Raw genomic sequence first — 23774 nt, forward strand, 5'->3', positions numbered from 1 at the left:
CAGGCCGGCGCCCGGCGCATGATGTCGGATTCTTGATATAGTCTGTCGGGCCATCGGTTCACCCCCGGGCGCCTCTTATAGCATCATCCCCCCCAAACCCCACCCGAGGGGAGGAGACGCAAATGGAGACGCTTCGCTTCATCGGCGAGAACTTGCCGTTGATCGGCTCGCTGACGCTGCAGCACCTGGGCATCGTATCGGTGGCCGTCGGGCTCGCCGTGCTTACCGGCGTGCCGATCGGAATCGCAATATCCCAGCACGAACGCGGCGCGCGCGTAGTGCTGGCCGTCGCCGCGATCGTGATGACCATACCGTCGGTCGCGCTGTTCGGCCTGATGATTCCCCCGCTTTCGCTCATCGGGCAGGGTATCGGCATGGTCCCGGCGATCATCGCGCTGTTCCTGTATTCGCAGTTGCCGATCATCCGCAACACCACCACGGCGATTTCCAACGTCGATCCGGCCCTGCGCGAAGCCGCGTACGGCATGGGCATGTCGTCATGGCAACGCCTCTGGAAGGTTGAACTGCCCATCGCCGTTCCGCTCATCATGGCCGGTGTACGCGTGGCCGTGGTCATCAATATCGGCATCGCGGCTATCGCCACCTACATCGGCGCCGGCGGATTGGGCGCCCTGATCAGCCGCGGCATTTCGCAATCCGATTCGCGCCAGCTACTGGCCGGCGCCCTGCTCATCAGCATCATCGCGGTGGCCGCGGACTACCTGCTGCACTGGCTTCAAGGCGCGCTGACGCCCGAGGGCCTGCGTCAGCCGGCGCGCGCCAGCCGCAAGGAAGCCATTGCATGATCCAGATCCAGAACCTCTGCAAGCGATACGGCGCCATCACGGCGGTCGAGGACGTCTCGTTCGAAGTCGAGGAAGGCCAAGTCTGCGTGCTGCTCGGCTCTTCAGGCTGCGGCAAGACGACGACGCTGAAAATGATCAACCGTCTGATCGAGCCCACGTCGGGCCGGGCGCGGATCGCCGGCCGTGACACGGCCGAGCTGGACTCGGTCACGCTGCGACGCTCCATCGGCTATGTCATCCAGCAAGTCGGCCTGTTCCCGAACATGACGGTCGAAGACAACATCTGCGTCGTCCCCAACCTGCTGGGATGGGACAAGCAGAAAAGCCGCCGGCGCGCCGCCGAACTGCTGGAGATCGTCGCGCTCGACCCGGCCATGTTCCTGAAGCGCTATCCGCGCGAACTGTCGGGCGGCCAGCAGCAGCGCGTCGGCGTGGCCCGGGCGCTGGCCGCCGACCCGCCTGTCATGCTGATGGACGAACCCTTCGGCGCGATCGACCCGATCAACCGCGATGCCATCCAGGACGAGTTCATGCGCATCCAGCGGCAGGTCCGCAAGACGGTGCTGTTTGTCAGCCACGATATCGACGAGGCAGTCAAGATGGCCGACTGCGTCGCCCTGTTCCGGGCTGGCCGGATCGAACAATTCGGATCGCCGGACGACCTGCTGGCCCGTCCCGCTACGGACTTCGTCGCGGATTTCATGGGCAGCGACCGCATCCTGAAGCGGCTGCGGCTGATGCAGGCGCACAGTATCGTGCGCCGCGATGCCGGGGCGGCCGGCGTGCCGCTGGAGATGGACCGCGATGGCCGGATCATCGGCGCGGTGCCTCTGCGGGTGCGCCCCGCGGATGACCTGCGGCACGTGCTGTCGGCCCAGTTGGCGAGCCGCACCACCTGGGCGGCGTGCGTCGATGACGACCGGCGCTGCCTCGGCGTCGTGCTGCAGTCTGACATCCTGGCCAGGCTGACGGAACACCAGGCGACCGCGAGGCAGGCATGACGCGCAAGGGCCTAATCCTCGCTTGCGCCGCGCTGCTGATATCCGTGGCGTATTCGGCCCATGCAGGCGTGTGGACCGCCATGGGCGCCTATCGCGAAGACGTCGTCTACCTGTCTATCCAGCATATGCAGCTCGTCGCGATCTCGAGCAGCCTGGCGTTGGTCGTGGCGATTCCGCTGGGCATCTGGATGAGCCGCCCCGCCATGTACCGGTTCACGCAGCCGATACTGCAGCTGCTGAATATCGGGCAGGCGATTCCCAAGCTTGCACTGCTGGCGCTGGCGATGAGTTTCGTCGGGCTGGGCGCGCCCTCGGCGATCTTCGGGCTGTGGGTGGCCACCCTGCTGCCGGTCGCCGTCAACACCTTCGAAGGCCTGCGGGCCGTGCCCGCCCATCTCGTCGAGGCGGCCGAAGCCATGGGCATGACGCGCGCGCAGATCCTCTGGCGCGTCGAGCTGCCGAATGCCCTGTATGTGATGTTCGCCGGCATCCGCACCGCGCTGGCGATCAATGTGGGAACGGCGCCACTGGCGTTCCTGGTGGGCGGCGGCGGCCTGGGCGAGCTGATTTTCACGGGGATCGACCTCATGGAACCCGGCATGCTCCTGGCAGGCGCCATTCCGACCGCCCTGCTGGCCGCGGCCGTCGACTTGCTCATCGGCCAGGTCCAGTTCTGGCTCATCCCGAAAGGGGTCAACCCGCTGCGCTGACTGCGCGGCCTGAATCAACAACAGGGGATCAATACCATGCTCACACGTACCTTTCATATTGCGGCGATGGTCGCCGGCGCGGTGCTATCACTGTGCGCGCAGGCCCAGACGATCGTCGTTGGCGGCAAGAATTTCACGGAGCAGCAGATCCTGGCGGAGATGACCGCGCAATACCTGGCCGGCAACGGTTTTACCGTGGACAAGCGGGTCGGCCTGGGATCGGCGGCGCTGCGCCAGGCGCAGGAAGCCGGCCAGATCGACGTGTACTGGGAATACACCGGCACATCCCTCGTCACTTTCAACAAGATCAAGGAACGGCTGGATGCCAAGGCCACCTACGAGAAGGTCAAGCAGCTCGATGCCGCGAAAGGGCTGGTGTGGCTCAATCCGTCCAAGGTCAACAATACCTATGCGCTTGCCATGCGCCGCGCCGATGCGCAGGAAAAGGGCATCAAGTCGCTGTCCGACCTGGCCGCCAAGGTCGACGGCGGCGAGCCGCTCAAGTTCGGCAGCAATGCCGAATTCTATGCCCGCTCCGATGGCCTGCGGCCTCTGCAGGCCACCTATGGATTCGAATTCGGCCGGGCCAACATCGTGCGCATGGACAGCGGCCTGGTGTATCAGGCACTGCACGATGGACAGATCGACATCGGACTGGTCCTAGCGACGGACGGTCGTGTGCAAGCCTTCGATTTCGTCACATTGGTTGACGACAAAGGCCATTTCCCGAACTATGCGCTGACACCGGTCGTGCGGCAGGCCACCATCGACCGGCACCCGAAGCTGGCGCAGGCGCTGAACAAACTGTCGGCGAAACTCGACGACACGGTCATGACCGGTCTCAACGCCGCGGTCGATGTCAACAAGAAGAGCGTCGAAGAGGTCGCGGCCGGATTCATCAAGGCACAATCTTGGTAGCTCGGGAGCAACCCATGGCCGCCCGCCTGAAAGTCGCCGTCGCGCAGATCGCCTGCATCCCGGGCGATTTGCAAGCCAACCTGCTCAATCATCTGCGCATGGCCGAACAGGCTCGCCACGCGGGAGTCGACCTGCTGGTGTTCCCGGAACTGTCGTTGACTGATTATCTTCCGGCGCCTGATTGCGCCGCGCTGGCGCTGGGACGCGACGCCCCGGTTTTCGGCCAGTTGGCCCGGGCGGGCGGCAGCATGGCGATGTCGGCCGGCTTCATCGAACGGGGCGACGACGGACGCTACTACAACGCGCAGGCTTTCCTCGCGCACGGCCGCCTGCAGGCCGTGCATCGCAAGCTCTACCTGCCCGGCTACGGCACGCTGCGCGAAGACCGCGTCTATGCCAAGGGAGAACAGCTGCGCATCCAGGCGCTTGGCGACAATTGGCAGGCGGCTACGCTGATCTGCGCCGATCACTGGAATCCGGCCTTGCCGTGGCTGGCGGCGCTGGGCGGCGCCAACCTCATGCTGGTGCCAGCGGCGTCGGCGCGCGGCGCGGTCGGCGACGGCTTCGACAACCCGCGCGGCTGGGAGATCAACCTGCTGCATACCGCGCTGACCTACGGATTGCCTACCGTTTTCGCCAATCACTGCGGCCAGCGCGGCGACGCCGATTTCTGGGGCGGCTCCCGCATCCTGGATGCCTGCGGCCGCGAGCTGGCGTGCGCCGGCAGCGGGCCGGACCTCATCATGGCCGACATCTTCGCCGCCGACGGCGTGGCCGCCCGGCGGCGGCTGCCCACCGCGCGCGACAGCGACCCGGTGCTGGTCGGACAATTGCTGGCCCGCTACCCGGGCGCGCGCGACACGCCCTGAAGAGTCCTCATTGCGCGACTTCGCGCCGGGCCCGCCGGTGCATCGGGCCCCCTGCTCTTGACCAATTGATAACTCATGATTTATGGTTAATTCATAACTTTCTGGTTATTAATTTCATGCCCCAACCGCCCGACCTCCTGTTCCGCACCTTGGCCGACCCGACCCGGCGGGCGATTTTCGAACGCCTGTGCCGTGACGGCGAACAGACGGTGGTCGCGCTCACCGCGCCGTCCGGGATCTCCCAGCCGGCGGTTTCCAAGCACCTGGCCGTGCTGAAGCAGGCCGGCCTGGTGCGGGATCGCCGCGCGGGCCGGTCGACGCACTACAGCGCCCGGCCGGACGCGCTGGCCCCACTAGTGGACTGGACCAGCCAGATGACTGAATTCTGGGAACGCCGGTTCGATGCCCTCGATGACCTCTTGAAAAGGATGGACCAATGAGCAATGCCGATACCGCCGCGCGTTCGGTCGTGGTCGAACGCGAATTTCCGCATCCGCCGGAAAAAATCTGGCGCGCCTTGACGCAGCCGCACCTGATCGCGGAATGGTTGATGAAGAACGATTTCCAGGCGGTGGTGGGCCACCGCTTCCATCTGAACGGCGATTGGGGCGGCACCCTGGACTGCGAAGTGCTCGCGGTCGAGCCGCCCGCGACGCTGTCGTACACCTGGAACTTCCCGAATGAAGACCCGGCCTACAACCTGCGCAGCGTGGTGACCTTCACGCTGGCCCCGACCGCCGCGGGCACGCGCTTGCGCGTCGAGCAGTCCGGCTTCGGCCCGGACCAGAAGCAGGCCTACGGCGGCGCCCGGGCGGGCTGGCCGCAGTTCCTGGACAAGCTCGAACAGGTGCTGGCCCGGGCCGATTGAAACGGCGGGGGCGGGGCGCCCTGGCCGGCTGGCCAGCCTGCGCGGGTTGCTGGTCAAGATCTCGGACGGCAAGACGCACCAGGACCCGGCCGCAGGCCCGCGGCCGGCGTCACTCGCGCACGTGCAGCGCGAAGCCCTTCGCGCCGCGCCCGCCGAGTTCCGGACGCAGCTCCATGCTGGGGATGAAATAGTCGCCGCCATTCTGTTTGCGGTAGGGAATCGGCGGCGTGGTTGCCAGCGCGCGCATCCGTTCGCGCAGCGCCTGCGCCGTCGCGGCGAAGGCGGCCTCGTCCATGCGGTCGACCTTGTAGGCCACGAACGGCGGCAGCACGTCGTAGCCGGGATAGTGCAGGATGCCGTGATTGATGGGGAACAGCAGGTCGTCGATCGGGCCGTTGATGCCGCGCGCCGAATAATGTTCCTGCCAGCCGCCGGTGGTCACGATCAGCATGGCGCGCTTGCCGGCGAAGACGCCTTCGCCGTACCGGTCGCCCCAACGAGTGTCGTTGTGCTCGCCCACGCCATAGGCAAAGCCGTACGAATAGACGCGGTCCACCCAGCCTTTCAGGATCGCCGGCATGGTGAACCACCAGAGCGGGAATTGCAGCAGCAGGGTATCGGCCCAGCGCAGTTTTTCGTGTTCCGCCTTGACGTCGGCGGTCAGGGCATCGGCGGCGTAGGCCTGCTTGGACGCGCGGCTGGGCTGCAGGCGCTCGGCCGCGTCCAGTTGCGGGAAATCCAGGCGGTCGATCTGGGCTTTCCAGCCGTCCGCGTACAGGTCGGACACGCGCACTTCGTGGCCGAGCGACACGAGTTCATCGACAGCGGCGTCGCGCAGGGCACCGTTCAGCGACCGGCGCTCGGGGTGGGCAAAGACCAGCAGTACTTTCATGATCGGGAATCCTTCGGGGTAAACACTCAGGCCTCAAGCGTAGACAGCCCGCCGTCAATCCGGTAGATAGCTGGAATGGATATGATTCTGCCGGATTATGGATAAATCAGACGTCACGCTCGAACGCATGCGCGCCTTTGTCCGGGTGGCCGAACGCGGCAGCCTGTCGGCCGTGGCGCGCGAGCTGGGCGTGGGCCAGTCGACCGTCTCGCGCCAGTTGAAAGAACTGGAGGAAGCCGTCGGCGTCGCGCTGCTGAGCCGCACCACGCGCCGGGTCACGGTGACCGACGAAGGCGGACGCTACTACGCCCACTGCGTGCAGATCCTGCGCCTGGTCGAACAGGCGCGCGAGGAAGCGCTGGGCGAGCGCGGCGCGGCCGCCGGGACCGTGCGCGTGTCATGCACCGCGGCCTTCGGCGTGCTGCACGTCAGCCGGCTGGTCTTCGCCTTCCAGGACCGCTTCCCGGATATCCGCGTCGACCTAGGCCTGACCGACGACCGCATCGACCTGGTGCGCGAAGGCGTCGATATCGCCCTGCGCCTCGGCCCGCTCGGCGACAGTTCGCTGAAGCTGCGGCCGCTCGGGCTGTCGCGGCGCCTGCTGGCGGCGGCCCCCGCCTACCTGGCGGCGCGCGGCACGCCGGCACGCCTGGCCGACCTGGCCGGCCACGAATGGATACGCATGTCGAACGTATCCGGCAGCGACAGCCTGGCGCTGCGGGGGCCGGACGGCAAGGAACACCTGGTGCCCATCGGCGGCCGGCTGCGGGTCGACCACGGGCTGGCCGCGCGCGAAGCCATCGCGGCCGGGCGCGGCATCGCGGCCGCCCACCAGTGGCTGGTCGGCGACTTGCTGGCCAGCGGCGCGGTCAAGCCGGTGCTGCCGGGCTACGGCTTGCCGCCGGCGCCGCTGAACATGCTGATCGTTCCCGAACGAGCCGGCATTGCCCGCGTGCGGCTGTTGATCGACTTCCTGGCCGAACACATCGGCGCCCTGCCCGGCATCGAGGCGCCGCGCCGGGGCCGCTAGCCGGAAGCGCCGGCCGGGCGCGCGGCGCCGCATTGCCAGCAAGTGGAGAACTGCGGCTCGAGCCATTCGCCGCAGGCATCGCAGTGCCAGTGCGGCAGGTCGCGCGCCGCGCCGGCATACCCCTCGATGAGGCGCATGGCGGCGGCGCGATCGTCCTCGTTGTCGATCCACAGGTCGGGGCCGCACTGGTCGACCGGGATCTCCCCGGCCGCCCCTTGCAGGTAGCGGCCACTGACGTGGCAGGCAATGCCGGCCTGCTGCAGCAGGTTGGCCCAGTGCTGGCCGAGCAGCAGGTCGGGAGCGCGGATCAAGCGGATCATCGGCACCACCAATGGAAGAAAGACCTCTTGCATCATAAAAGCAGATGCGAGCGGCTGTCCCGCGATGGCGCCGTGGCCCCGCGGCCTAGTCGAGCTTGACCCCCGCCCGGCCGACCACCTCGGCCCACAAGGGCACCTCGCGTTCGATCAGGGCCTGCAGGTCGGCCGGACTGGACGACTCCAGCAGCAGGCCTTCCTCGGCGTAGCGCTGGCGGAACTGCGGGTCGTCGAGCGCCTTGGCCAGCATGGGCTGCAGCACGTCCACGACTTCCTGCGGGATTCCCTTCGGGCCGACCACCGCATACCAGGTGGTGGCTTCGAGCCCCTTTACGCCCAGTTCGCCGGCGGTGGGAACATCGGGGATCACGGCGAGCCGCTGGTTGCCGGTGATGGCCAGGGCCTTGACCTGCCCGCCGCGATACTGCTGCAGCATCTCCGAGACCTGGGTCACGCCCAGGTCCAGCTCGCCGGACATGATGGCCATCAATACCGGCGCGCTGCCCTTGTAGGGCACGTGCACCATCGCGTTGCCCATCTGGGCGTTGAGCAGCTCGCCCGTCAGGTGCGTGATGCTGCCGGCGCCGGACGAACCATAGTTGAGCGCGCCGCGATTCGCGCTGGCGGAGGCGATCAGGTCGGTCAGCCGCTCGGCCGGCAGCTTGGTGCTGGCGGCGAACACCAGCGGGCTGCGCCCCACCAGGGTCAGGGGCGTGAAATCGCGGCGCGGGTCGTACGGCAGTTTGGAGTACAGGCTGGGCGCGGTCGCCAGCGTGGACACGTTGCCCAGCAGCAGCGTATAGCCATCGGCCTCGGCGCGCGCCACGCTCGCGGTGCCGATGGTGCCGCCGGCGCCGGCGCGGTTTTCCACGACCACCGGCTGGGCGGTCTGTGCGCCGAGGTTCTTGGCCAGCGCGCGCGCCAGGGTATCGGCCGCGCCGCCGGGCGCGAAGGGAACGACCAGCCGGATCGGCTTCTCCGGGTACGCGGCGCCATGGGCGGCGAGCGGCCCCAGGGCCAGCAGCGCCGGCATGACGGCAGTGGCGAGCAAGCGCCTGCGGGCAGCGCGGAATGACGTAACCATGGTGTTCTCCTCGTTCAGGTAGTTTGTGTTGTGGAAATGCCCCGCGTCAGGCAATGGGGGGATGCGTGGCCAGCCAATGGCGCGCCACATCGGCGCGCCGGCAGACCCAGACGTCCCGGTGGGCGGCCACGTGGTCCAGGAAGCGTTCCAGCCCGGCGGCCCGGCCGGGGTGCCCGGCCAGCCGCAAGTGCAGCCCGACCGACATCATCTTCGGCTGCGCGGCGCCTTCGCGATAAAGCATGTCGAAGGCGTCCCGCAGCGACTCGTAGAAATCATTGGCGGTGGCCAGCGCGCCGCGGATGAACTTGGCGTCGTTGTGGACCAGCCCATACGGCACGACCAGGTGCGCGCGCTGCTCGACCCGCACGTAATAGGGCAGCTCGTCGTTGTAGGCGTCGGAGTCATACAGGAACCCGCCTTCCTGCGCCACCAGCCGGCGCGTATTGACGCTGGGCCCGTAGCGGCAGTACCAGCCCTGCGGGCGCTGGCCGACGCTGGCCTGGATCGAGCGGACCGTGCGGGCGATGCGCTCGCGCTCCTCGTCCAGGCCGAGGTTCTGGTGGCGCTCCCAGCGCCAGCCATGCGCGCAGATGTCCCAGTCGCTTGCCCGGATGGCGCGGCAGACCTCGGGGTTGCGCTCCAGGGCCAGGGCGCAGGCGAACAGGGTGGCGGGAAACTGCCGCTCGCGCAGCAGCCGCGCGATGCGCCAGAAGCCCACGCGGCTGCCGTACTCGAACATCGATTCGGCCGCCAGGTCGCGGCCGGTGAAGCCGCCAGCGCCGCCCTCCGTCAGGCCGGTTTCCGACGCCGGATCGCCATCGGGCATCGACGGTTCGCCGCCCTCTTCGTAGTTGATGCAGAAATTCAGTGCCAGGCGCGCCTGCCCCGGCCACTTGGGATCGGGCGGATTGGCGCCGTATCCGACGAAATCGCGTGCGAGCGCATCGGCCAGGCTCATGTCAGGCTCCTTCGGGCAGGGTTGCGGGCATCGTCACATGCACCGGCGCGGGCAACGGCCAGAACTCGTCGTCGCCGCCGTCGCCGGCCACCGCCATGGTCACCACGAATTCGGCCCCGCCCCGCATGGCCGACAAGCCATGGTGCCAGACGCCCGGCGCGTAGCTCACGCCCTGGCGGCCGGACGCCACGAAGGCCTGCAGCCGGGCCAGGTCCGGCAGGCCGTCGGGCAGCGAAGGCGCGACGATGACCAGGTACGGGCTGTGCGTCAGCGGAATGAAGGTCTGGGCGGAACGGACGTGGCGCTCGAGGGCGGTCACGCCGACCGGGCTGGCGAGGGGCTGCTCGACGCGCGAGATCCACATCTTGTGCTGCAGGCCGCCGGCCGCCATCGAATAAGGCGTGGAGACATAGCGGCGCCGCGCCGGCCCGGCGTGTTCGAGCACATCGCCATAGGGCGCGAACGCCTCTTGTGTCAGCGGGACCGCGCGCACGGCGGCGGGCGGGGAAGATATCTGCATCATTGCCCCAGGTAGCCGAGCGTCTTGAGATAGGCCTGGCGCACGTTGGCCAGGTGCGCCACCATGGCGGCACGCGCCGCTTCCGCATCGGCGCGCCCGAGCGCGTCGAGGATCGCGAGGTGCTCCTGGCGCGCCAGCAACCAGCGGTCGGCGATCCGCTCTACGTTGCACAGCCGGGCGCGCAGGCGCACGTCGGCGATCATGGCCGCCATGGTGCGGTTGCCGCAATGCTGGGCCACCAGGTTGTGCACTTCGTTGTCGTATGACCAGTCCTGCTGCTCGGTCAGCATGGTCTGCTCCAGGATGGCCTGCAACCGCTCGCGCACTTCTTGCAGCCGAGCGGGCGGGATTCTGCCGGCGGCCAGCGCGGCCGCCTCGCCTTCGAGCAGCGTGCGCACCTGCAGGAATTCCAGCAGCTCGGTGGCGCCGAAAGCTTTCACGATGACCGAGCCGTTCGACAGGCGGGCCAGGATGCCTTCGCCCAGCAGGCGGTTCAGCGCGGCCCGCATGGGCGTGCGGGATACGGCCAGCTCATCGGCCAGGCGTCGTTCTTCCAGTACTTCGCCGGGGCCGATGCGCCGCGACACGATGCTGTCGAGGACCGCCTGGTAGGTACGCTCGGAGACGCTTTCCAGGGGTTTGGGTGGATACGGCATGTGTATACAGATGGGATCCCAATGGAATCCAATTGTAGCGGAAGTGCCGCCCTTGGCAAGCGCGGCCGTGTCCGCGGTCCGGACCACCCGCGCAGGGAATCTCCATACAGTCATTACAATCCTGCCCATGCAGGCGGGCGGCCATGCCCCCGCCCGGCACACATATCCGGGCCCGTCCTCCCACCCAGCGGCGGGCCCGTAGGGATGCCGACCCGCCTACGCGCGGACGGCATCCCATGATCGACCCGGCCCTACCCTGCGCTGCGATGTCGTTCTGATGATTTCCCGACCGATTCATTGAGAACCACGAAAAAAGGTATTTTTCATGTCGCAGCGACTCAAGCGCCTTGCCGGCCTTGCCGCCAATCTCCTCGTCAGCGCCGCGGGCGTCGCCCACGCCGCGTATCCCGAACGGCCGATCAACCTGGTGGTGCCCTTCCCGCCCGGCCAGGCCACCGACATCTTTGCCCGCATGGTGGCCGAGCAATTGGCCAAGGCAGTGGGGCAACCCGTCGTGGTGGAAAACAAGGCCGGCGCCGGCAGCAACATCGGCATGCAGCATGTGGCCCGCTCCGCGCCCGACGGCTACACCCTGGTGGTGGGCGGCAGCGCGGCGGCGGTCAACCAGACGCTCTACAGCAACCCGGGCTATTCGTTGCAGGACGACTTCAGGCCGGTGGGCGGCATCTTCACCGTGCCGCTGATCTTCCTGGCCACGCCGCAAAGCGGCATCGCCTCGCTGGCGCAGCTGATCGAACAGGCCAAGGCCAAGCCGGGCGAACTGGCATACGCCAGCGCCGGCATCGGCGGCACGCAGCACCTGTCGGCCGAGATGTTCAAGGCCGACGCCGACATCGACCTGCGCCACATCCCCTACAAGGGCAGCGGCCCCGCCCAGGCCGATTTCCTGGGCAACCATGTGCCGCTGATGGTGGACTCGGTGACCGCCGCGCTGCCGCACGTGCAGTCGAAGGCGGCCGTGCCGCTGGCGGTGACCACCAGCCAGCGCGTGCCGCAATTGCCGGAGGTGCCGACCGTGGCCGAATCCGGCCTGCCCGGCTTCGAGGCGGTCGGCTGGGCGATGATCTTCGCGCCCGCGCAAACGCCCGACGACGTGGTCGCCTACCTGAACCAGAAGGTCAACGCCATTCTCGAATCGCCCGAGATGGCGCGCGCCCTGGCGGAGCGCGGCGGCCAGCCGCTGGTCTACGCGCCCGAGGAAGGCCGGCGTTTCGTGGCCAACGAAGTGGAAAAATGGGGCAAGGCCGTGAAGCGGTCGGGCGCCTCGGTGGACTGATCGTCCGCGCACGCCGCCGAGCCGCCGCCATGCTGACCTTCAAGCAGATCGAAGCACTTTACTGGGTGGTGCAGCTCGGCGGCTTCGCCAATGCCGCCGAACGGCTCAACACGACGCAGTCGGCCATCACCAAGCGCATCCAGGAACTGGAAACCAGCTTCGACATCCAGATCTTCAACCGCAGCGGGCAGAAGGCCACGCTGACGCGCACCGGCGAGGAATTGCTGGAAATGGCCGCCGACCTGCTCGGCCGGCGCGACCAGATGCTGCTGAAGATGAAGGGCTTCAAGCCGTTTTCGGGTTCGCTGCGGCTGGGCATCACCGAGATCACGGCCATGACCTGGCTGCCGCAGTTGATGCAGGCCCTGCGCACTACCTTCCCCGAGCTGATCGTGCAGCCCAAGATCGGCATGGCGTGGCAGCTGCAGCAAAGCCTGCTGAACGGCCAGCTGGACATGGCGATCCTGCATTGGGAAATCCGCCATCCGCACCTGGAGATCGAACCGATTGCCCAGGTCGACTTCGGCTGGGCGGGCAGCCCGGCGGTGATTTCGCCGGCCAAGGTCTATACGCCGGAAGACATCTCGCGCATGAACATCATCCGGCAGGATCCGGATTCAGCCCTGAACGCCATTTACGACGAATGGCTGGCGCCCTATACCTCGCAGTCGAACCTGTTCACCATCAACAGCCTGCAGGCCATGGTGGGCCTGACCGTGGCGGGGTTCGGCGTGGCCTGCATCGCCACCGGGTATTTCTCGGACCTGTTCAAGAGCCGCAAGCTGGTGCTGGCGCGCACCACCAAGCCGATGCCCACGTCGATGTACTGCGCCATGTACGCCAAGCAATCGAACACCATGTTCTACCAGGAAATCGCCCGCATCGCGCGCGACGTGTGCGATTTCTCCCGGCCGTACGGCGGCGGCCTGGGCGCCTAGGCCGGCCGCAGGTTCCGCCGCCTCAGCGTGACAGGGCCGCGGCGACGAAGGCGGCCAGGTCGCGATTGAACCGCTCGGGCTCTTCCAGGAAAGGCGCATGGCCGGCATCCGCGTACAACCTGGCCTGGATGTCCGGGTTCAGGCTGGTGGCGCGGGCGATGGACGGGCCGGCTTGCACCAGGGCATCGTGGGCGCCATAGATCAGCAATAGCGGCACCCTGGCCTGGCCCAGGCCTTGGCGGGCCGCCACGCTCATCGACGGAACCGCCCGCTGCATGTCCCATGCGGCCAGCGCCGCATTGGCCAGCAGCCGCTCGAAGGTAGGCGCGTCCGGCTGCGCATGGAAGCACAAACGCAGGAACCGCCGCTGCCCATCCAGATGGGTCTTCAGGTCGGCCGACACCATGTCCCGGTATACCTCCGGGTGGGGCGCAATCTGGTCCGGGTGCAGCTCAATCACGCCGCCGACATAAAGCGCGCCGGCAATGCCTGCATCGCCATGGGCGGCCAGATAGTTCGAGATCACCGCGGCTCCCAGCGACCAGCCCACCAGCACAGGCCGGCGCGCGCCCGAGGCAGCGATGACGGCGGCCAGGTCGTCGGCCCAGCGCCGGCCGTCGCGATAGGCCTCCAGCCCGGCGGGCTTGCCGGACAGGCCGTGGCCGCGCAGGTCATAGGTAATCAGCCGATAGCGCTGCAACGCCGGACTGGCGAGCTGCCGTTGCCAGCTCAGGTGACTGCCCAGCAGCCCGTGGACGAAAATGACTGGCGGGCCGGCAGGGTTGCCGGACTCCTGGACCGCCAGGCTGACGCCATCGGGCGCCGTGACGGTATAGGCCTTGATGCCGGCCTGCGCGCTCGGCCACCAGGCCAACAAGACGAACGCCGCAGCCACCATGGCACAGGCGCGGCGAAGCAGAAGGGAATACATGGGTGAAGACTCCGCGATCATTGACATACGCGCAGTCTCAACCCTGACACCAGTGTAAGAGTCAAGCGGGAAGTGCTATCTTTTCGCCATGAACCCGACCACACCGTCAGGCCCCATGTCGATCGGCGCGTTGGCGCGCGCAACCGGGGCCAGCATACGCTCCATCCGCCATTACGATGCGCACGGATTGCTGGCCAGCGACCGCGCGGCCAACGGCTACCGGACGTTCCCTCCTGCGGCCGTGGCGCAGGTCAGGCAGATCCAGCGCCTGATCGCGACCGGCTTCAGCCTGGCGGAGATCCGCGCATTCCCGGACTGCATGCGCATGATCGAAGGCGCCAGCGCCTGCCAGGAAACCACCGGCGCGCAGCGCCGGCGGCTCGCCTCGATCGAGCGGCAGATCGCCGACCTGGAACGCCGCCGCGCCCGGCTACTGGAGATGTTGGCCGCGGGCGCCGTCCCGGCGAAGCGCTGAGCGCCTCAGTGCCGGATGTCGGCCAGGAACTTGCGGGCCCGCTCGGTGCCGGCCTGCGCGAAGAACTGCTCGGGCGGCGCCTGCTCGACGATGCGGCCGGCATCCATGAACCAGACGGTGTCGGCCACGTCGCGCGCGAAATTCATCTCGTGGGTGACGCACACCATGGTCATGCCTTCGGCGGCCAGCGACTTCATCACCAGCAGCACCTCGTTGACCATCTCCGGATCGAGCGCGCTGGTGGGCTCGTCGAACAGCATGATGCGCGGCTTCATGGCCAGCGCGCGGGCGATCGCCACGCGCTGCTGCTGGCCGCCCGACAGCTCGCCCGGATAGGCGTCGGCCTTGTGCGCCAGGCCGACGCGCTCCAGCAGCGCCAGCGCGGTCTCGCCCGCTTCGCCCTTGCTCATGCGCTTGAGCATCACCGGCGCCATCATCAGGTTGTCCCGCACGCTCATGTGCGGGAACAGGTTGAACTGCTGGAACACGAAGCCGATGTGGCTACGCATCTCGTCCAGCGACTTGCACTGGTAGACATCCACGCCGTCGACCAGGATGCTGCCCTTCTGGATGGGCTCCAGGCGGTTGATGGTGCGGATCAGCGTCGATTTGCCCGAGCCGGACGGCCCGCACACCACCAGCACCTCGCCCTGGCGCACGCTGGCGTTGATGTCGTCGAGGGCGAGATACTCGCCATACCATTTACTGACGTTCTTGAATTCGATCATGAGAGTACCCAGGGGCGCCGCCGCTAGACCGTCACGATGCGCGTGCCGCGCATGCGGGTCTCGACGAGCTTGACGACGCCGGTAAGAATCAGGTTCAGCGCGAAGTAGGTCAGCGCCAGCAGCGTGAACACCTCGAACGGCTTGGTCAGCAGGATGTTATTGACCTGGGCGGCGGCGAATGTCAGCTCGTGCACGCTGATGACGAAGCCCAGCGAGGTCTCCTTCACCGTGGAGATGAACTGGCTGAGCATGCTCGGGATGGTGTTGTACAGCGCCTGCGGCAGCACGATCTTGCGCATGGTCTGCATATGGCTCAGGCCCAGCGACCGGCCGGCTTCCATCTGCCCCTTGGGCAGGGCCTGGATGCCGCTGCGGATGATCTCGGACAGGTACGCGCCCTCGTAGATGATCAGCGCGGCGGCCATGGTGACCACGCCGCTGACCGAGGCGCCGATCACCAACGGCAGGAAGAAATAGGCCCAGAAGATGAACATGATGAGCGGCAGCCCGCGCACCACGTACACCACGGCCGTGGCCGGCCAGTAGAACACCCGGTGCGAGCTGATGCGGCCCAGCGCCAGCAGCACGCCAATGGGAAACGCCAGCGCCAGGCTGACCAGCGCCAGCCCCACGGTGGCCACCAGCCCGCCCATGGGGCCATTGGGCCACTGGCCCACCAGCAGCAGCAACCAGTTGTCGGAGAGAATTTCCAGCATGACGATTTACCGGGCCTTGGCCACGTAGGCGACCCGTTTGGACAAATAGGCGCCGGCCAGCATCAGCAGCAGCGAGATAGCGAGGTACAGCACCGTGACCACGAAATAGATCTCGAAGGTCTTGAAGGTGGCGGACTCGATCTCGCGGCCCGCGCCGGTCAGCTCGATCAGGCCGATGGCCATGGCCAGGCTGGTGTTCTTGAACAGCAGCAGGGTCTGGTTGGTGAGCGGCGGGATCGAGATCTTGAAAGCCTGCGGCAGGATCACCTTGCGCATCGCCTGCAGATAGCCCAGGCCCAGGCTGCGCGCGGCTTCCATCTGGCCGCGTGGAATGGCGCGGATGGCGCTGCGCAGGTCTTCGCCCACATAAGCGGCCGTGACCAGCCCGATGGCGATCGTGGCGTAGAAGAACTCGCCGCCGATGATGTTGATGGCGTCGTTCAGGGCCGGCGGCACGATGGACGCCACCCCGAAGTACCACAGCAGAATGTGCACCAGCATCGGCACATTGCGGTGGAAGGCCACGTACACGGCGATCAGCCAGTTGAGCGGCCGCAGGTTGAGCATGCGCAGCACGGCCAGCAGGCTGCCCAGCGTGAACGCCATCAGCCAGGCCAGCAGGGTCATCTTCAGGGTGGTGGCCAGGCCACCCAGTATCAGGGTCGGGTAGCCGTTACTCAGTAACGCACCAAAATCCAATGTGTATTTCATAACCAGCTACCCGCCACGCAGGCCATCAGCCCTTGATTTCCTCGACCTTGAACGCGCGCTTGGTCGGGAACTTGGTGTCCGGGCCGAACCAGCGGTCGAAGATGGTCTGCAGCTTGCCCGAGGTTTCCAGGTCGGCCAACGTCTTGTTGACCTCGTTGCGCAGGCCGTCCTCGCCCTTGCGCAGGCCGATGCCCCAGGGCTCGACGAACAGCGGCTCTTCGATGATGTCGAGCTTGACCGGCGACTTCTCGGCGTCCTGCTTGAACTTCAGCAGCATCAGCTCCGAGCCGACGAAGCCGGACACTTTCCTCTGCTGCAGGGCCATGAAGGCGGTCGGGGGATCCTTGAAGGTCACCGTGGTCACGTCGGGGATCAGGCGCTTGGCGCCGGCTTCCGACGACGACCCCGAGACCGCGCTGACGCGCTTGCCGGCCAGGTCGGCGGGCGTCTTCAGGGTGCCGGCGTCGTCGCGGCGGATCAGGATCTTCTGCGGGCTGACGTAGTGCTGGTAGCTGTAGTCGATCTGCTTGGCGCGATCGGCCGACCAGCCCAGGTTGGCCGCCACCAGGTCGACCCGCCCGCCGGCCAGCTCGGGAATGCGGGCCGCCACCGAGATCATCTTGATCTCCAGCTTCACGCCGAGGCGATCGGCGATCTCCTGGCACAGGTCCACCTCGTAGCCCACCACCTGGCGGGTCTTCGGGTCCTGGAAGCTGAACGGCTCGGACGTGCCCAGCGTGCCGCACACCAGCGTGCCGCGCGCCTTGACGTCGGCCAGCGCGTCGGCCTGCGCCACGCCCGCCACACCCAGGGCCGCCAGCAGCGGCACGCACTTCAACAGGTTCTTCAATCGCATGGTTTTCTCCCTGAATAGTTATTTAAGTTGGCCGCATGCCCACGCCAGCTTTTCGCAACCGGTGCGGATCGTATCCAGGTCGGTGGCGAAACTCATGCGCATGTGGCCGGGGTTGCCGTAGGCGGAGCCGTCCAGGACGGCGACACCCGCGGCGTCGAGCAGGTAATGCACGAAATCCAGGTCATTCCCGATGGGCTTGCCCGCGGGCGTGCGCTTGCCGATGAAGCCCTGGATGCTGGGAAATACATAGAACGCGCCCGCCGGCCGCGGGCACGACATGCCCTCGATGCCGTTCAGCAGGTCGACGATCAGGTCGCGGCGTTCCTTGTACAAGGCAATGATGTCGGCCACGCATTGCTGGTCGGCCGACAGCGCGGTGGCCGCCGCCACCTGGCAGATCTGGCTGGCGCACGAGGTGGACTGCGAAATCAGCGTCGAGATCGCCTTGACCAGCCAGGCCGGCCCGGCGGCATAGCCGACGCGCCAGCCCGTCATGGCATAGGCCTTGGACACGCCATTGACCAGCAAGGTGCGCGGCGCCAGCGCCGGCGCCACGGCCAGCGGCGAAACGTAGCGGCCATCGTAGCAAAAATGCTCGTAGATCTCGTCCACCATCAGCAGCACCTGCGGATGCTTTTCCAGCACGGCCAGCAGTGCGGCCAGCTCCGCGTCGGTGTAGATGGCGCCGGACGGATTATTCGGCGCGTTGAGCAGCAGCCATTTGGTGCGCGGCGTGATCGCCGCTTCCAGCGCCGCCGGCGTCACCTTGAAGTCCTGCGCCTCGGTGGTCGGCAGGATCACCGGCTTGCCGTCATTGAGCAGCACCATGTCGGGATACGACACCCAGTAAGGCGTGGGGATGATGACTTCGTCGCCGGCATCGAGCGTGGCCTGCAGGGCCGAGAAAATCAGCTGCTTGGCGCCGGTGCCCGCCACCAGCTGGTCCAGCTCGAACGACAGCCCGTTCTCGCGCTTGAACTTCTGCTGCACGGCAACCAGCAGCTCGCGGATGCCGGACGACGAGGTGTACTTCACCGCGCCGCTCTCGATGGCGGCGATGCCGGCCTGGGCGATGTGGCGGGGCGTGCCGACATCCGGCTCGCCGATCGTGAAATCGACGATCGTCTTGCCCTCGGCGCGCAGCAGGTCGACCTTGCGCTTGGCCGCCATGCTGGGCGACGGCTTGATGGCGCCCATGCGCCGGGCCAGGAACGCGGCGGCCTGGTCCTGTTGATTCGGGGTTGCGGTCATGTCGCGGCCTACAGCAGGTTCTTGGCTTCGAGGACGGGATGCAGCCAGCTCTGGCGCGCGGCGCCGCTGGCGATCTCCGCCATGATTCGTTCTTCCTTGGCGGCGTGCTCGCGCGCCTTCTGCACCAGCGCCTCGGCCTGGCTGGGCGGGAACGACACGATGCCGTCCTCGTCGGCCACGATCACGTCGCCCGGCTGGATCACCTGGCCGCCGATATTGACCGGCACGTTGACCTCGCCCGGGCCGTCCTTGTAGGGGCCGCGATGCACGTGGCCGCGCGCGTAGCAGGGGAATTCATCGTTCTCGAACGCCGCCACGTCGCGGATGGCGCCGTCGACGATCAGGCCGGCGCAGCCGCGCTGCTGCAAATAGCTTTTCATGATCTCGCCGACGCAGGCGTTGGTGAGGTCGCCGCCCGCATCCACCACCAGCACGTGGCCCGGCTGCACCAGGGTCATGGCGTGATAGATGAAGAGGTTGTCGCCCGGCCGCGTCTTGACGGTAAGCGCGCTGCCCACCAATTTGCCCCTGCGGTTGTAGCGGGTCAGCCCGACCACGCCGCGCTGGCGGTTCAGGTTGTCGCTCAGGTGCGGGGTGACGATCGACCGCAGCGCGGCGACCAGGTCGGCGCCCAGCACTGGCGGGGCGGGATTGAGAGTGAATGAAGGATTCTGCATGGGTCCGTACTCCAGGAGTAGCGATCATGCAAAAAACCTCTTGAATCCTAAAGGGAATTTAAAGCTTAAGCTTTTATTCCCTGGAGGAATGAAAGTCGCCCGCCGGCCTTGCCTCCGGCACCGGGAATGAGCCCGATAGTTCCGCCAAAACAAGGGCTTACCGCCGCACGAGGCGGCCACGCCGACGGCTGCGCCGCGGCACCGCGCCGCACATTCGTGGCGCACCGGACGGCCGCGGGTTGGGGTAAATCCCCATACGGCGCGCGTCCGCCTGCCGCAACAGAAGCAGACGAATAAGAACCATTTCCATTACTATTCATTTCCTGCTTCAACAATCCCGCAGGGTTCGATCGTGAGCGCCGCGCCCTTTCCCTACTCCTCCCCGCCGTCCATGGACGTGCTTTATGCGGATCACCACGCCTGGCTGCGCGCCTGGCTGCAGCGCCGCCTGGGCAACGCCGCCGACGCCGCGGACCTGGCGCACGAGGCGTTCCTGCGGCTGATCCTCAAGCCGGCGCCGCGCGGCTTCGGCAGCCCGGGAGAAGCGCGCGCCTACTTGCGCGCCATGGCGCAGGGCATGTGCATCAATCTGTGGCGCCGTCGCGAAATCGAACAAGCGTGGCTCGACACGCTGGCGGCCCAGCCGCAGGCCCATGCGCCCTCGGCGGAACGGCAGGCGATCGTGCTGGAGGCCCTGCAGGAAATCGCCGCGCTGCTGCTCGACCTGTCGCCCAAGGCGGCGCAGGCTTTCCTGATGTCGGCGGTGTGCGGCATGAGCGCGACCGAAGTCGGCGCCGAACTGGGCGTATCGTCGCGCATGGTGCGCAAGTATGTCGCCCAGGCCATGCTGCGCTGCATGCAGGGGCATGCAGCGCAGACGGCGGCCGCGCTGCGCCAGGCGGCCGCGCCTTGAGCGGCCCGCGCGCCCTGCCGGACACTCCCGCGGCCGCTGCCGCGCGCCGGCAGGCCGGCGGCGACGAGGCGCCGCCGCCGCACCATGTCATGGAGCAGGCGGCGCAATGGTATGCGCTGCTGGTCTCGGGCGAAGCCAGCGCGGCCGACCAGGCCCGGTGGCGCGCCTGGCTGGCGGCGCATCGCCAGCATCGCCAGGCGTGGCAGTACGTGGAATCGGTCAGCCAGCGCGTGCTGGCGCCGCTGCAGGACACGCCCGACCCGCGCCTGATGGCCAGCCAGGTGTACAGCGCCCATGCGCGGGTGCGGGCCCGCCGGCGCACCCTGGCCGCGTTGGGCGCCGTGGCCGCCACCGGCATCCTGGGTTGGGCGGGCCGACCCTGGCCGGCGCTGGAGGACGCCTATATAGCCTGGACCGCCGGCTACCGCACGGGCACGGGCGAGATCCGCGCTTTCACCCTGGAAGACGGCTCGCGCATCTGGCTCAATGCGGCCAGCGCGGTCGATGCCGATATGGGCGCCGGCATGCGCCGGCTGTACCTGGCGGCCGGCGAGATCCTGGTGGCCACCCGGTCCGGCGACCCGCGCCCCTTCATCGTCGATACGCCGCAAGGCCGCATGCGCGCGCTGGGCACCCGCTTCACGGTGCGGCGCGAGCCGGACCGCACCTTCCTGGCGGTGTACGCCGGCTCGGTGGAAATCCGCACCGCCGCCGATGCCGCATCGCGCGTCATCCCGGCCGGCCGGCAAGCCCGCTTCAGCCGCGACGCCATCCTGGCCAGCGCGCCGGCCGACCCCGCGCGCGAAGCCTGGAGCCGCGGCGAACTGATAGCCTGGGACTTGTCCCTGGCGCAGATCGTCGCGGAACTGGACCGCCATCAGGCCGGGCACATCAGCCTGGCCCCGGACGTGGCGCAGCGGCGCGTGTTCGGCACCTTTCCCCTGCATGACGTGGACGGCGCGCTGGCCATGCTGGCCGAAGCGGCCTCGGTGCGGGTCCGCCGGCCGCTGCCGTGGTGGATCTCCATCGAGGACCGCCCGCCGCAAGCGCCTGCCGGCCAGGGCTCATAGGGCCGGGCGACGGGCGCGCCCGGGCGGACGGCGTTTTTTTCTGCCGGGCCGGGTTCCGCTTTTTGCCCTCTCGATTGATTTACAGGCAAAGAGGCCCGTATCGGCGCCCCGCGCGCGCCGATACAAGCCGGCCACATCATCAGCCACCGTTCGAGAGGAAACCTTCATGTCTCGCTGCCCAGAGCATGCCTCGCATCCAGCCCGCCACGGGATGCGCCTGGCGGTCTGCACGCTCATCCTGGCCGGCGCCTGCCTGCCGGCGCGCCCGGCCGGCGCGGCCGAGCCCGCTGCGCCCGACGCCGCGACGTCCGCCGGGCAGCGCCGCTACGACATCCCCGCCGGCCCGCTCAGGACGGTGCTGACGCGCTTCGCCAGCGAGGCCGGCATCTACCTGGCGGGCTCGATCGCACTCGCGGACGGCAAGACCAGCCCGGGCTTGCGCGGCACCTACACCGTCGCGCAGGGCCTGGCCAGCGTGCTGGCGGGCACCGGCCTGCAGGCGGTCCCCGACGCGGACCGGCGCTATGTGCTGCGGCCCCTGCCCGTGGCGGGCGTCAGCGAGCTGCCGACCGTCACGGTCACCGGCCAGGGAGAAAGCGCCACCGGGCCGGTCGTCGGCTACATGGCGCAGCGCAGCGCCACCGCGACCAAGACCGACACGTCGATCGTGGAAACGCCGCAGTCCATCTCCGTGGTGACGGCCGAGCAGATCCGCGATACGGGCGCGAGCTCGCTGGACCAGGCGCTGAGCTACACCGCCGGCGTGCGCACGTCGATCTACGGCGCCAGCACGCGCCTGGACGCGGCCGAGGTGCGCGGCGTGGAGATCGAGGACATCTTCCTGGACGGCCTGAAGGACCGCGTGAACTTCTGGACCAGCACGCCGCGCGTGGAACCCTACCTGATGGAACGCATGGAAGTGCTGCGCGGGCCGGCGTCCATGCTGTACGGCCAGGGCGGCACGGGCGGGCTGATCAACAATGTCAGCAAACAGCCCCAGGCCGAGGCGCAGCGCGAGATCGGCGTGCAGGTGGGCAACCACGACCGGCGCCAGCTGCAGGCCGACCTGACCGGCCCGCTGACCGAAGACGGCACCTGGCTGTACCGCCTGGTGGCGCTCGGCCGCGAAAGCGGCACCCAGATGGACCACGGCCAGGACGACCGCCAGGTGGTGGCCCCTTCATTGACCTGGGCGCCCAGCGCCGCCACCGAACTGACCCTGCGGCTGAAATGGCAGAAAGACCGGGCCAGCGGCGACTCCGGCAGCACCCTGCCCTGGGAAGGCACGATCCTGCCGAATCCGAACGGGCGCATCGCGCGCCACACGTTCGTGGGCGAGCCCGGCCTGGACCACTTCGACGCCGACAGCTTGCAGGCCGGCTGGTCGTTCCGGCACGACCTGAACGACCAATGGACCTTCCGGCAGAGCACGCGCTGGACCGACAACCGCACCGACTACGCCGCCTTCGACGTGTATGCGCCCTACCTCGACGCCGAACAACGCGTCCTGGCCCGGGCCGGCTATTTCTGGAAGCACCGCACGCAGGTCCTGGCGGACGACCAGAACCTGCAGGGCAAGTTCTCGACCGGGCCGGTCGCGCACCAGTTGCTGGTGGGCGTGGACTTCCTGCGCTACCGGGACTCGGGCTCGGGCGTCGACGACTACACCGGGCTGGCGCCGATCGACGTCTACAACCCGGTCTACCAGGGCAATTACGAACCGCCGCCGCGCGAGCCGATCGCCACCAACGGGATCAAGCAGCTGGGCGTCTACATACAAGACGAGATGCGCTGGCGCAACTGGATCCTGCTGGCCGGCTGGCGCCACGACGAAGTCAAGACCTGGGAAGACGGCGCCGCGGACCGCAATGACCGCGCCGATTCGCTGCGGTTCGGCCTGATGTACGAGATCGTGCCCGGCCTGCTGCCGTACATCAGCTATGCCGAGTCGTTCCTGCCCCAGGCCAATACCAGCCATGGCCAGCGCCTGCGGCCGCTGCGCGGCAAGCAGTGGGAGGCCGGCATCAAGTACGAGCCGCCAACGCAGAACTGGCGCGCGTCCGCCGCCGTATTCGACCTGCGCGAAGTCAACCGCACGGTGGAGATCTCCGAAACGGAAGTCTCGCAGCGCGGCAAGACCAAGAACACCGGCCTGGAGCTGGAATGGATCGGCTCCATCACGCCGCAGCTGGATATCAACGCCAGCTTCACCTATGTGGATGTCGACAGCCAGCTGGCCGGCGTGCCCGAGCGCCAGGCCGCGCTGTGGAGCACCTACCGGTTCGCGCTGGGCAGCCTGGACGGCTTCACCGTCGGCGCCGGGGTGCGCTACGCCAGCGGGTTCGTCGACGATTCCAGCGCCGGCCTCGATGTGCCCCGCACGCCGTCGGCCACCCTGTTCGACGCCATGGTGGCCTGGGAAAACCGCCATTGGCGCGTCGCGCTCAACGCCAGCAACATCGCCGACAAGGAATACTACAGCCGCTGCTCGGAATGGGGCACGTGCGCGTACGGCGCGGGGCGGCTGGTGACGCTGACGACGTCCTATCGCTGGTAGCGGCGGCTGGCATGCCGCGCGCCAG

Annotated in this window: 27 protein-coding genes; 14 read left to right on the forward strand and 13 right to left on the reverse strand. The window is 67.8% G+C overall.

Annotated elements, in window-relative coordinates:
- Positions 1-122: 122 nt before the first annotated feature.
- The 7 genes from CAL24_RS20735 (at position 123) to CAL24_RS20765 (ending at position 5172) form a co-directional block, all read left to right on the forward strand.
- Positions 123-806 carry an ABC transporter permease gene (locus CAL24_RS20735; protein ID WP_028352898.1) on the forward strand — a complete coding sequence of 228 codons (684 nt, stop codon included), beginning with the start codon at positions 123-125 and terminating at the stop codon, positions 804-806.
- Complete coding sequence (locus tag CAL24_RS20740; protein WP_094807784.1) at positions 803-1807, forward strand: ABC transporter ATP-binding protein; 1005 nt, start codon at positions 803-805, stop codon at positions 1805-1807. Before CAL24_RS20735 ends, CAL24_RS20740 begins: the two co-directional genes overlap by 4 nt.
- Positions 1804-2517 carry an ABC transporter permease gene (locus CAL24_RS20745; RefSeq protein ID WP_028352900.1) on the forward strand — a complete coding sequence of 238 codons (714 nt, stop codon included), beginning with the start codon at positions 1804-1806 and terminating at the stop codon, positions 2515-2517. The genes CAL24_RS20740 and CAL24_RS20745 overlap by 4 nt, the downstream gene beginning before the upstream one ends.
- Positions 2518-2553: 36 nt before the next feature.
- On the forward strand, positions 2554-3435 hold the full coding sequence (locus CAL24_RS20750) for a glycine betaine ABC transporter substrate-binding protein (protein ID WP_028352901.1): 882 nt from the start codon (positions 2554-2556) through the stop codon (positions 3433-3435).
- 14 nt (positions 3436-3449) lie between these two features.
- Positions 3450-4304, forward strand: coding sequence for a nitrilase-related carbon-nitrogen hydrolase (locus CAL24_RS20755; RefSeq protein WP_094807785.1), 855 nt, complete (start codon positions 3450-3452; stop codon positions 4302-4304).
- Between the two features lie 116 nt (positions 4305-4420).
- Positions 4421-4744 (forward strand): ArsR/SmtB family transcription factor, encoded by a 324-nt coding sequence (locus CAL24_RS20760; protein ID WP_028352903.1) that lies wholly within the window; start codon positions 4421-4423, stop codon positions 4742-4744.
- Positions 4741-5172 (forward strand): SRPBCC family protein, encoded by a 432-nt coding sequence (locus tag CAL24_RS20765; RefSeq protein ID WP_094807786.1) that lies wholly within the window; start codon positions 4741-4743, stop codon positions 5170-5172. The genes CAL24_RS20760 and CAL24_RS20765 overlap by 4 nt, the downstream gene beginning before the upstream one ends.
- 109 nt (positions 5173-5281) lie before the next feature.
- Here the strand turns inward: CAL24_RS20765 and CAL24_RS20770 are convergent, their stop codons facing one another.
- The gene (locus CAL24_RS20770) at positions 5282-6064 is read right to left on the reverse strand and encodes an NAD(P)H-dependent oxidoreductase (protein ID WP_094807787.1); all 783 of its coding nucleotides are present in this window, start codon (positions 6062-6064) and stop codon (positions 5282-5284) included.
- 97 nt (positions 6065-6161) lie between these two features.
- On the opposite strand from CAL24_RS20770, the gene CAL24_RS20775 reads away from it, so the two are divergent.
- Positions 6162-7094, forward strand: a complete 933-nt coding sequence (locus CAL24_RS20775) for a LysR family transcriptional regulator (protein WP_094807788.1) — start codon at positions 6162-6164, stop codon at positions 7092-7094.
- Here the strand turns inward: CAL24_RS20775 and CAL24_RS20780 are convergent.
- The 5 genes from CAL24_RS20780 to CAL24_RS20800 all read right to left on the reverse strand — a co-directional run bounded on the left by CAL24_RS20780 (position 7091) and on the right by CAL24_RS20800 (position 10629).
- A complete protein-coding gene (locus tag CAL24_RS20780; protein ID WP_028352907.1) occupies positions 7091-7414 on the reverse strand; it encodes a DUF2007 domain-containing protein in 324 nt (107 codons plus the stop codon). The genes CAL24_RS20775 and CAL24_RS20780 overlap by 4 nt on opposite strands.
- An 85-nt stretch (positions 7415-7499) precedes the next feature.
- Positions 7500-8495: a Bug family tripartite tricarboxylate transporter substrate binding protein gene (locus CAL24_RS20785; RefSeq protein ID WP_028352908.1), complete on the reverse strand. Its 996-nt coding sequence runs from the start codon at positions 8493-8495 to the stop codon at positions 7500-7502.
- 46 nt (positions 8496-8541) lie between these two features.
- Positions 8542-9453: an allantoinase PuuE gene (locus tag CAL24_RS20790; protein WP_094807789.1), complete on the reverse strand. Its 912-nt coding sequence runs from the start codon at positions 9451-9453 to the stop codon at positions 8542-8544.
- Between the two features lies 1 nt (position 9454).
- Positions 9455-9973 (reverse strand): ureidoglycolate lyase, encoded by a 519-nt coding sequence (locus tag CAL24_RS20795; protein WP_094807875.1) that lies wholly within the window; start codon positions 9971-9973, stop codon positions 9455-9457.
- Positions 9973-10629 carry a GntR family transcriptional regulator gene (locus CAL24_RS20800; protein ID WP_028352911.1) on the reverse strand — a complete coding sequence of 219 codons (657 nt, stop codon included), beginning with the start codon at positions 10627-10629 and terminating at the stop codon, positions 9973-9975. Before CAL24_RS20800 ends, CAL24_RS20795 begins: the two co-directional genes overlap by 1 nt.
- A 325-nt stretch (positions 10630-10954) precedes the next feature.
- Here CAL24_RS20800 and CAL24_RS20805 point away from each other — a divergent pair, with 325 nt between their 5' ends.
- Together CAL24_RS20805 and CAL24_RS20810 are read left to right on the forward strand one after the other, a co-directional pair.
- On the forward strand, positions 10955-11926 hold the full coding sequence (locus CAL24_RS20805; protein WP_094807790.1) for a Bug family tripartite tricarboxylate transporter substrate binding protein: 972 nt from the start codon (positions 10955-10957) through the stop codon (positions 11924-11926).
- Between the two features lie 29 nt (positions 11927-11955).
- The gene (locus CAL24_RS20810; RefSeq protein WP_028352913.1) at positions 11956-12864 is read left to right on the forward strand and encodes a LysR family transcriptional regulator; all 909 of its coding nucleotides are present in this window, start codon (positions 11956-11958) and stop codon (positions 12862-12864) included.
- A gap of 22 nt (positions 12865-12886) precedes the next feature.
- Here CAL24_RS20810 and CAL24_RS20815 read toward each other — a convergent pair whose 3' ends face one another.
- Positions 12887-13795: an alpha/beta fold hydrolase gene (locus CAL24_RS20815; RefSeq protein WP_094807791.1), complete on the reverse strand. Its 909-nt coding sequence runs from the start codon at positions 13793-13795 to the stop codon at positions 12887-12889.
- A gap of 88 nt (positions 13796-13883) precedes the next feature.
- On the opposite strand from CAL24_RS20815, the gene CAL24_RS20820 reads away from it, so the two are divergent.
- Positions 13884-14270, forward strand: a complete 387-nt coding sequence (locus tag CAL24_RS20820) for a MerR family transcriptional regulator (RefSeq protein WP_094807792.1) — start codon at positions 13884-13886, stop codon at positions 14268-14270.
- 5 nt (positions 14271-14275) lie between these two features.
- Here CAL24_RS20820 and CAL24_RS20825 read toward each other — a convergent pair whose 3' ends face one another.
- The 6 genes from CAL24_RS20825 to CAL24_RS20850 are packed head-to-tail and all read right to left on the reverse strand — an operon-like array spanning position 14276 to position 19209.
- Entirely contained in the window at positions 14276-14998 is a 723-nt protein-coding gene (locus CAL24_RS20825) for an amino acid ABC transporter ATP-binding protein (RefSeq protein WP_094807793.1), read from the reverse strand.
- 23 nt (positions 14999-15021) lie between these two features.
- Positions 15022-15714, reverse strand: a complete 693-nt coding sequence (locus CAL24_RS20830; RefSeq protein WP_028352917.1) for an amino acid ABC transporter permease — start codon at positions 15712-15714, stop codon at positions 15022-15024.
- 6 nt (positions 15715-15720) lie between these two features.
- Positions 15721-16425 (reverse strand): amino acid ABC transporter permease, encoded by a 705-nt coding sequence (locus tag CAL24_RS20835; protein WP_094807794.1) that lies wholly within the window; start codon positions 16423-16425, stop codon positions 15721-15723.
- Positions 16426-16450: 25 nt separating this feature from the next.
- Positions 16451-17281, reverse strand: a complete 831-nt coding sequence (locus tag CAL24_RS20840) for an ABC transporter substrate-binding protein (RefSeq protein WP_094807795.1) — start codon at positions 17279-17281, stop codon at positions 16451-16453.
- An 18-nt stretch (positions 17282-17299) separates the two neighbouring features.
- Positions 17300-18532 carry an aminotransferase class I/II-fold pyridoxal phosphate-dependent enzyme gene (locus tag CAL24_RS20845; protein ID WP_094807796.1) on the reverse strand — a complete coding sequence of 411 codons (1233 nt, stop codon included), beginning with the start codon at positions 18530-18532 and terminating at the stop codon, positions 17300-17302.
- A gap of 8 nt (positions 18533-18540) precedes the next feature.
- Positions 18541-19209: an RraA family protein gene (locus CAL24_RS20850; RefSeq protein ID WP_028352921.1), complete on the reverse strand. Its 669-nt coding sequence runs from the start codon at positions 19207-19209 to the stop codon at positions 18541-18543.
- 391 nt (positions 19210-19600) lie between these two features.
- On the opposite strand from CAL24_RS20850, the gene CAL24_RS20855 reads away from it, so the two are divergent.
- The 3 genes from CAL24_RS20855 to CAL24_RS20865 all read left to right on the forward strand — a co-directional run bounded on the left by CAL24_RS20855 (position 19601) and on the right by CAL24_RS20865 (position 23749).
- Positions 19601-20122, forward strand: coding sequence for a sigma-70 family RNA polymerase sigma factor (locus tag CAL24_RS20855; protein WP_028352922.1), 522 nt, complete (start codon positions 19601-19603; stop codon positions 20120-20122).
- Positions 20119-21192 carry a FecR family protein gene (locus CAL24_RS20860; protein WP_231501663.1) on the forward strand — a complete coding sequence of 358 codons (1074 nt, stop codon included), beginning with the start codon at positions 20119-20121 and terminating at the stop codon, positions 21190-21192. Before CAL24_RS20855 ends, CAL24_RS20860 begins: the two co-directional genes overlap by 4 nt.
- A gap of 166 nt (positions 21193-21358) precedes the next feature.
- Complete coding sequence (locus CAL24_RS20865) at positions 21359-23749, forward strand: TonB-dependent siderophore receptor (protein ID WP_170947135.1); 2391 nt, start codon at positions 21359-21361, stop codon at positions 23747-23749.
- The last annotated feature ends 25 nt before the right edge of the window (positions 23750-23774 follow it).

Source organism: Bordetella genomosp. 2 (genome assembly GCF_002261345.1).
Lineage (GTDB): Bacteria > Pseudomonadota > Gammaproteobacteria > Burkholderiales > Burkholderiaceae_B > Bordetella_A.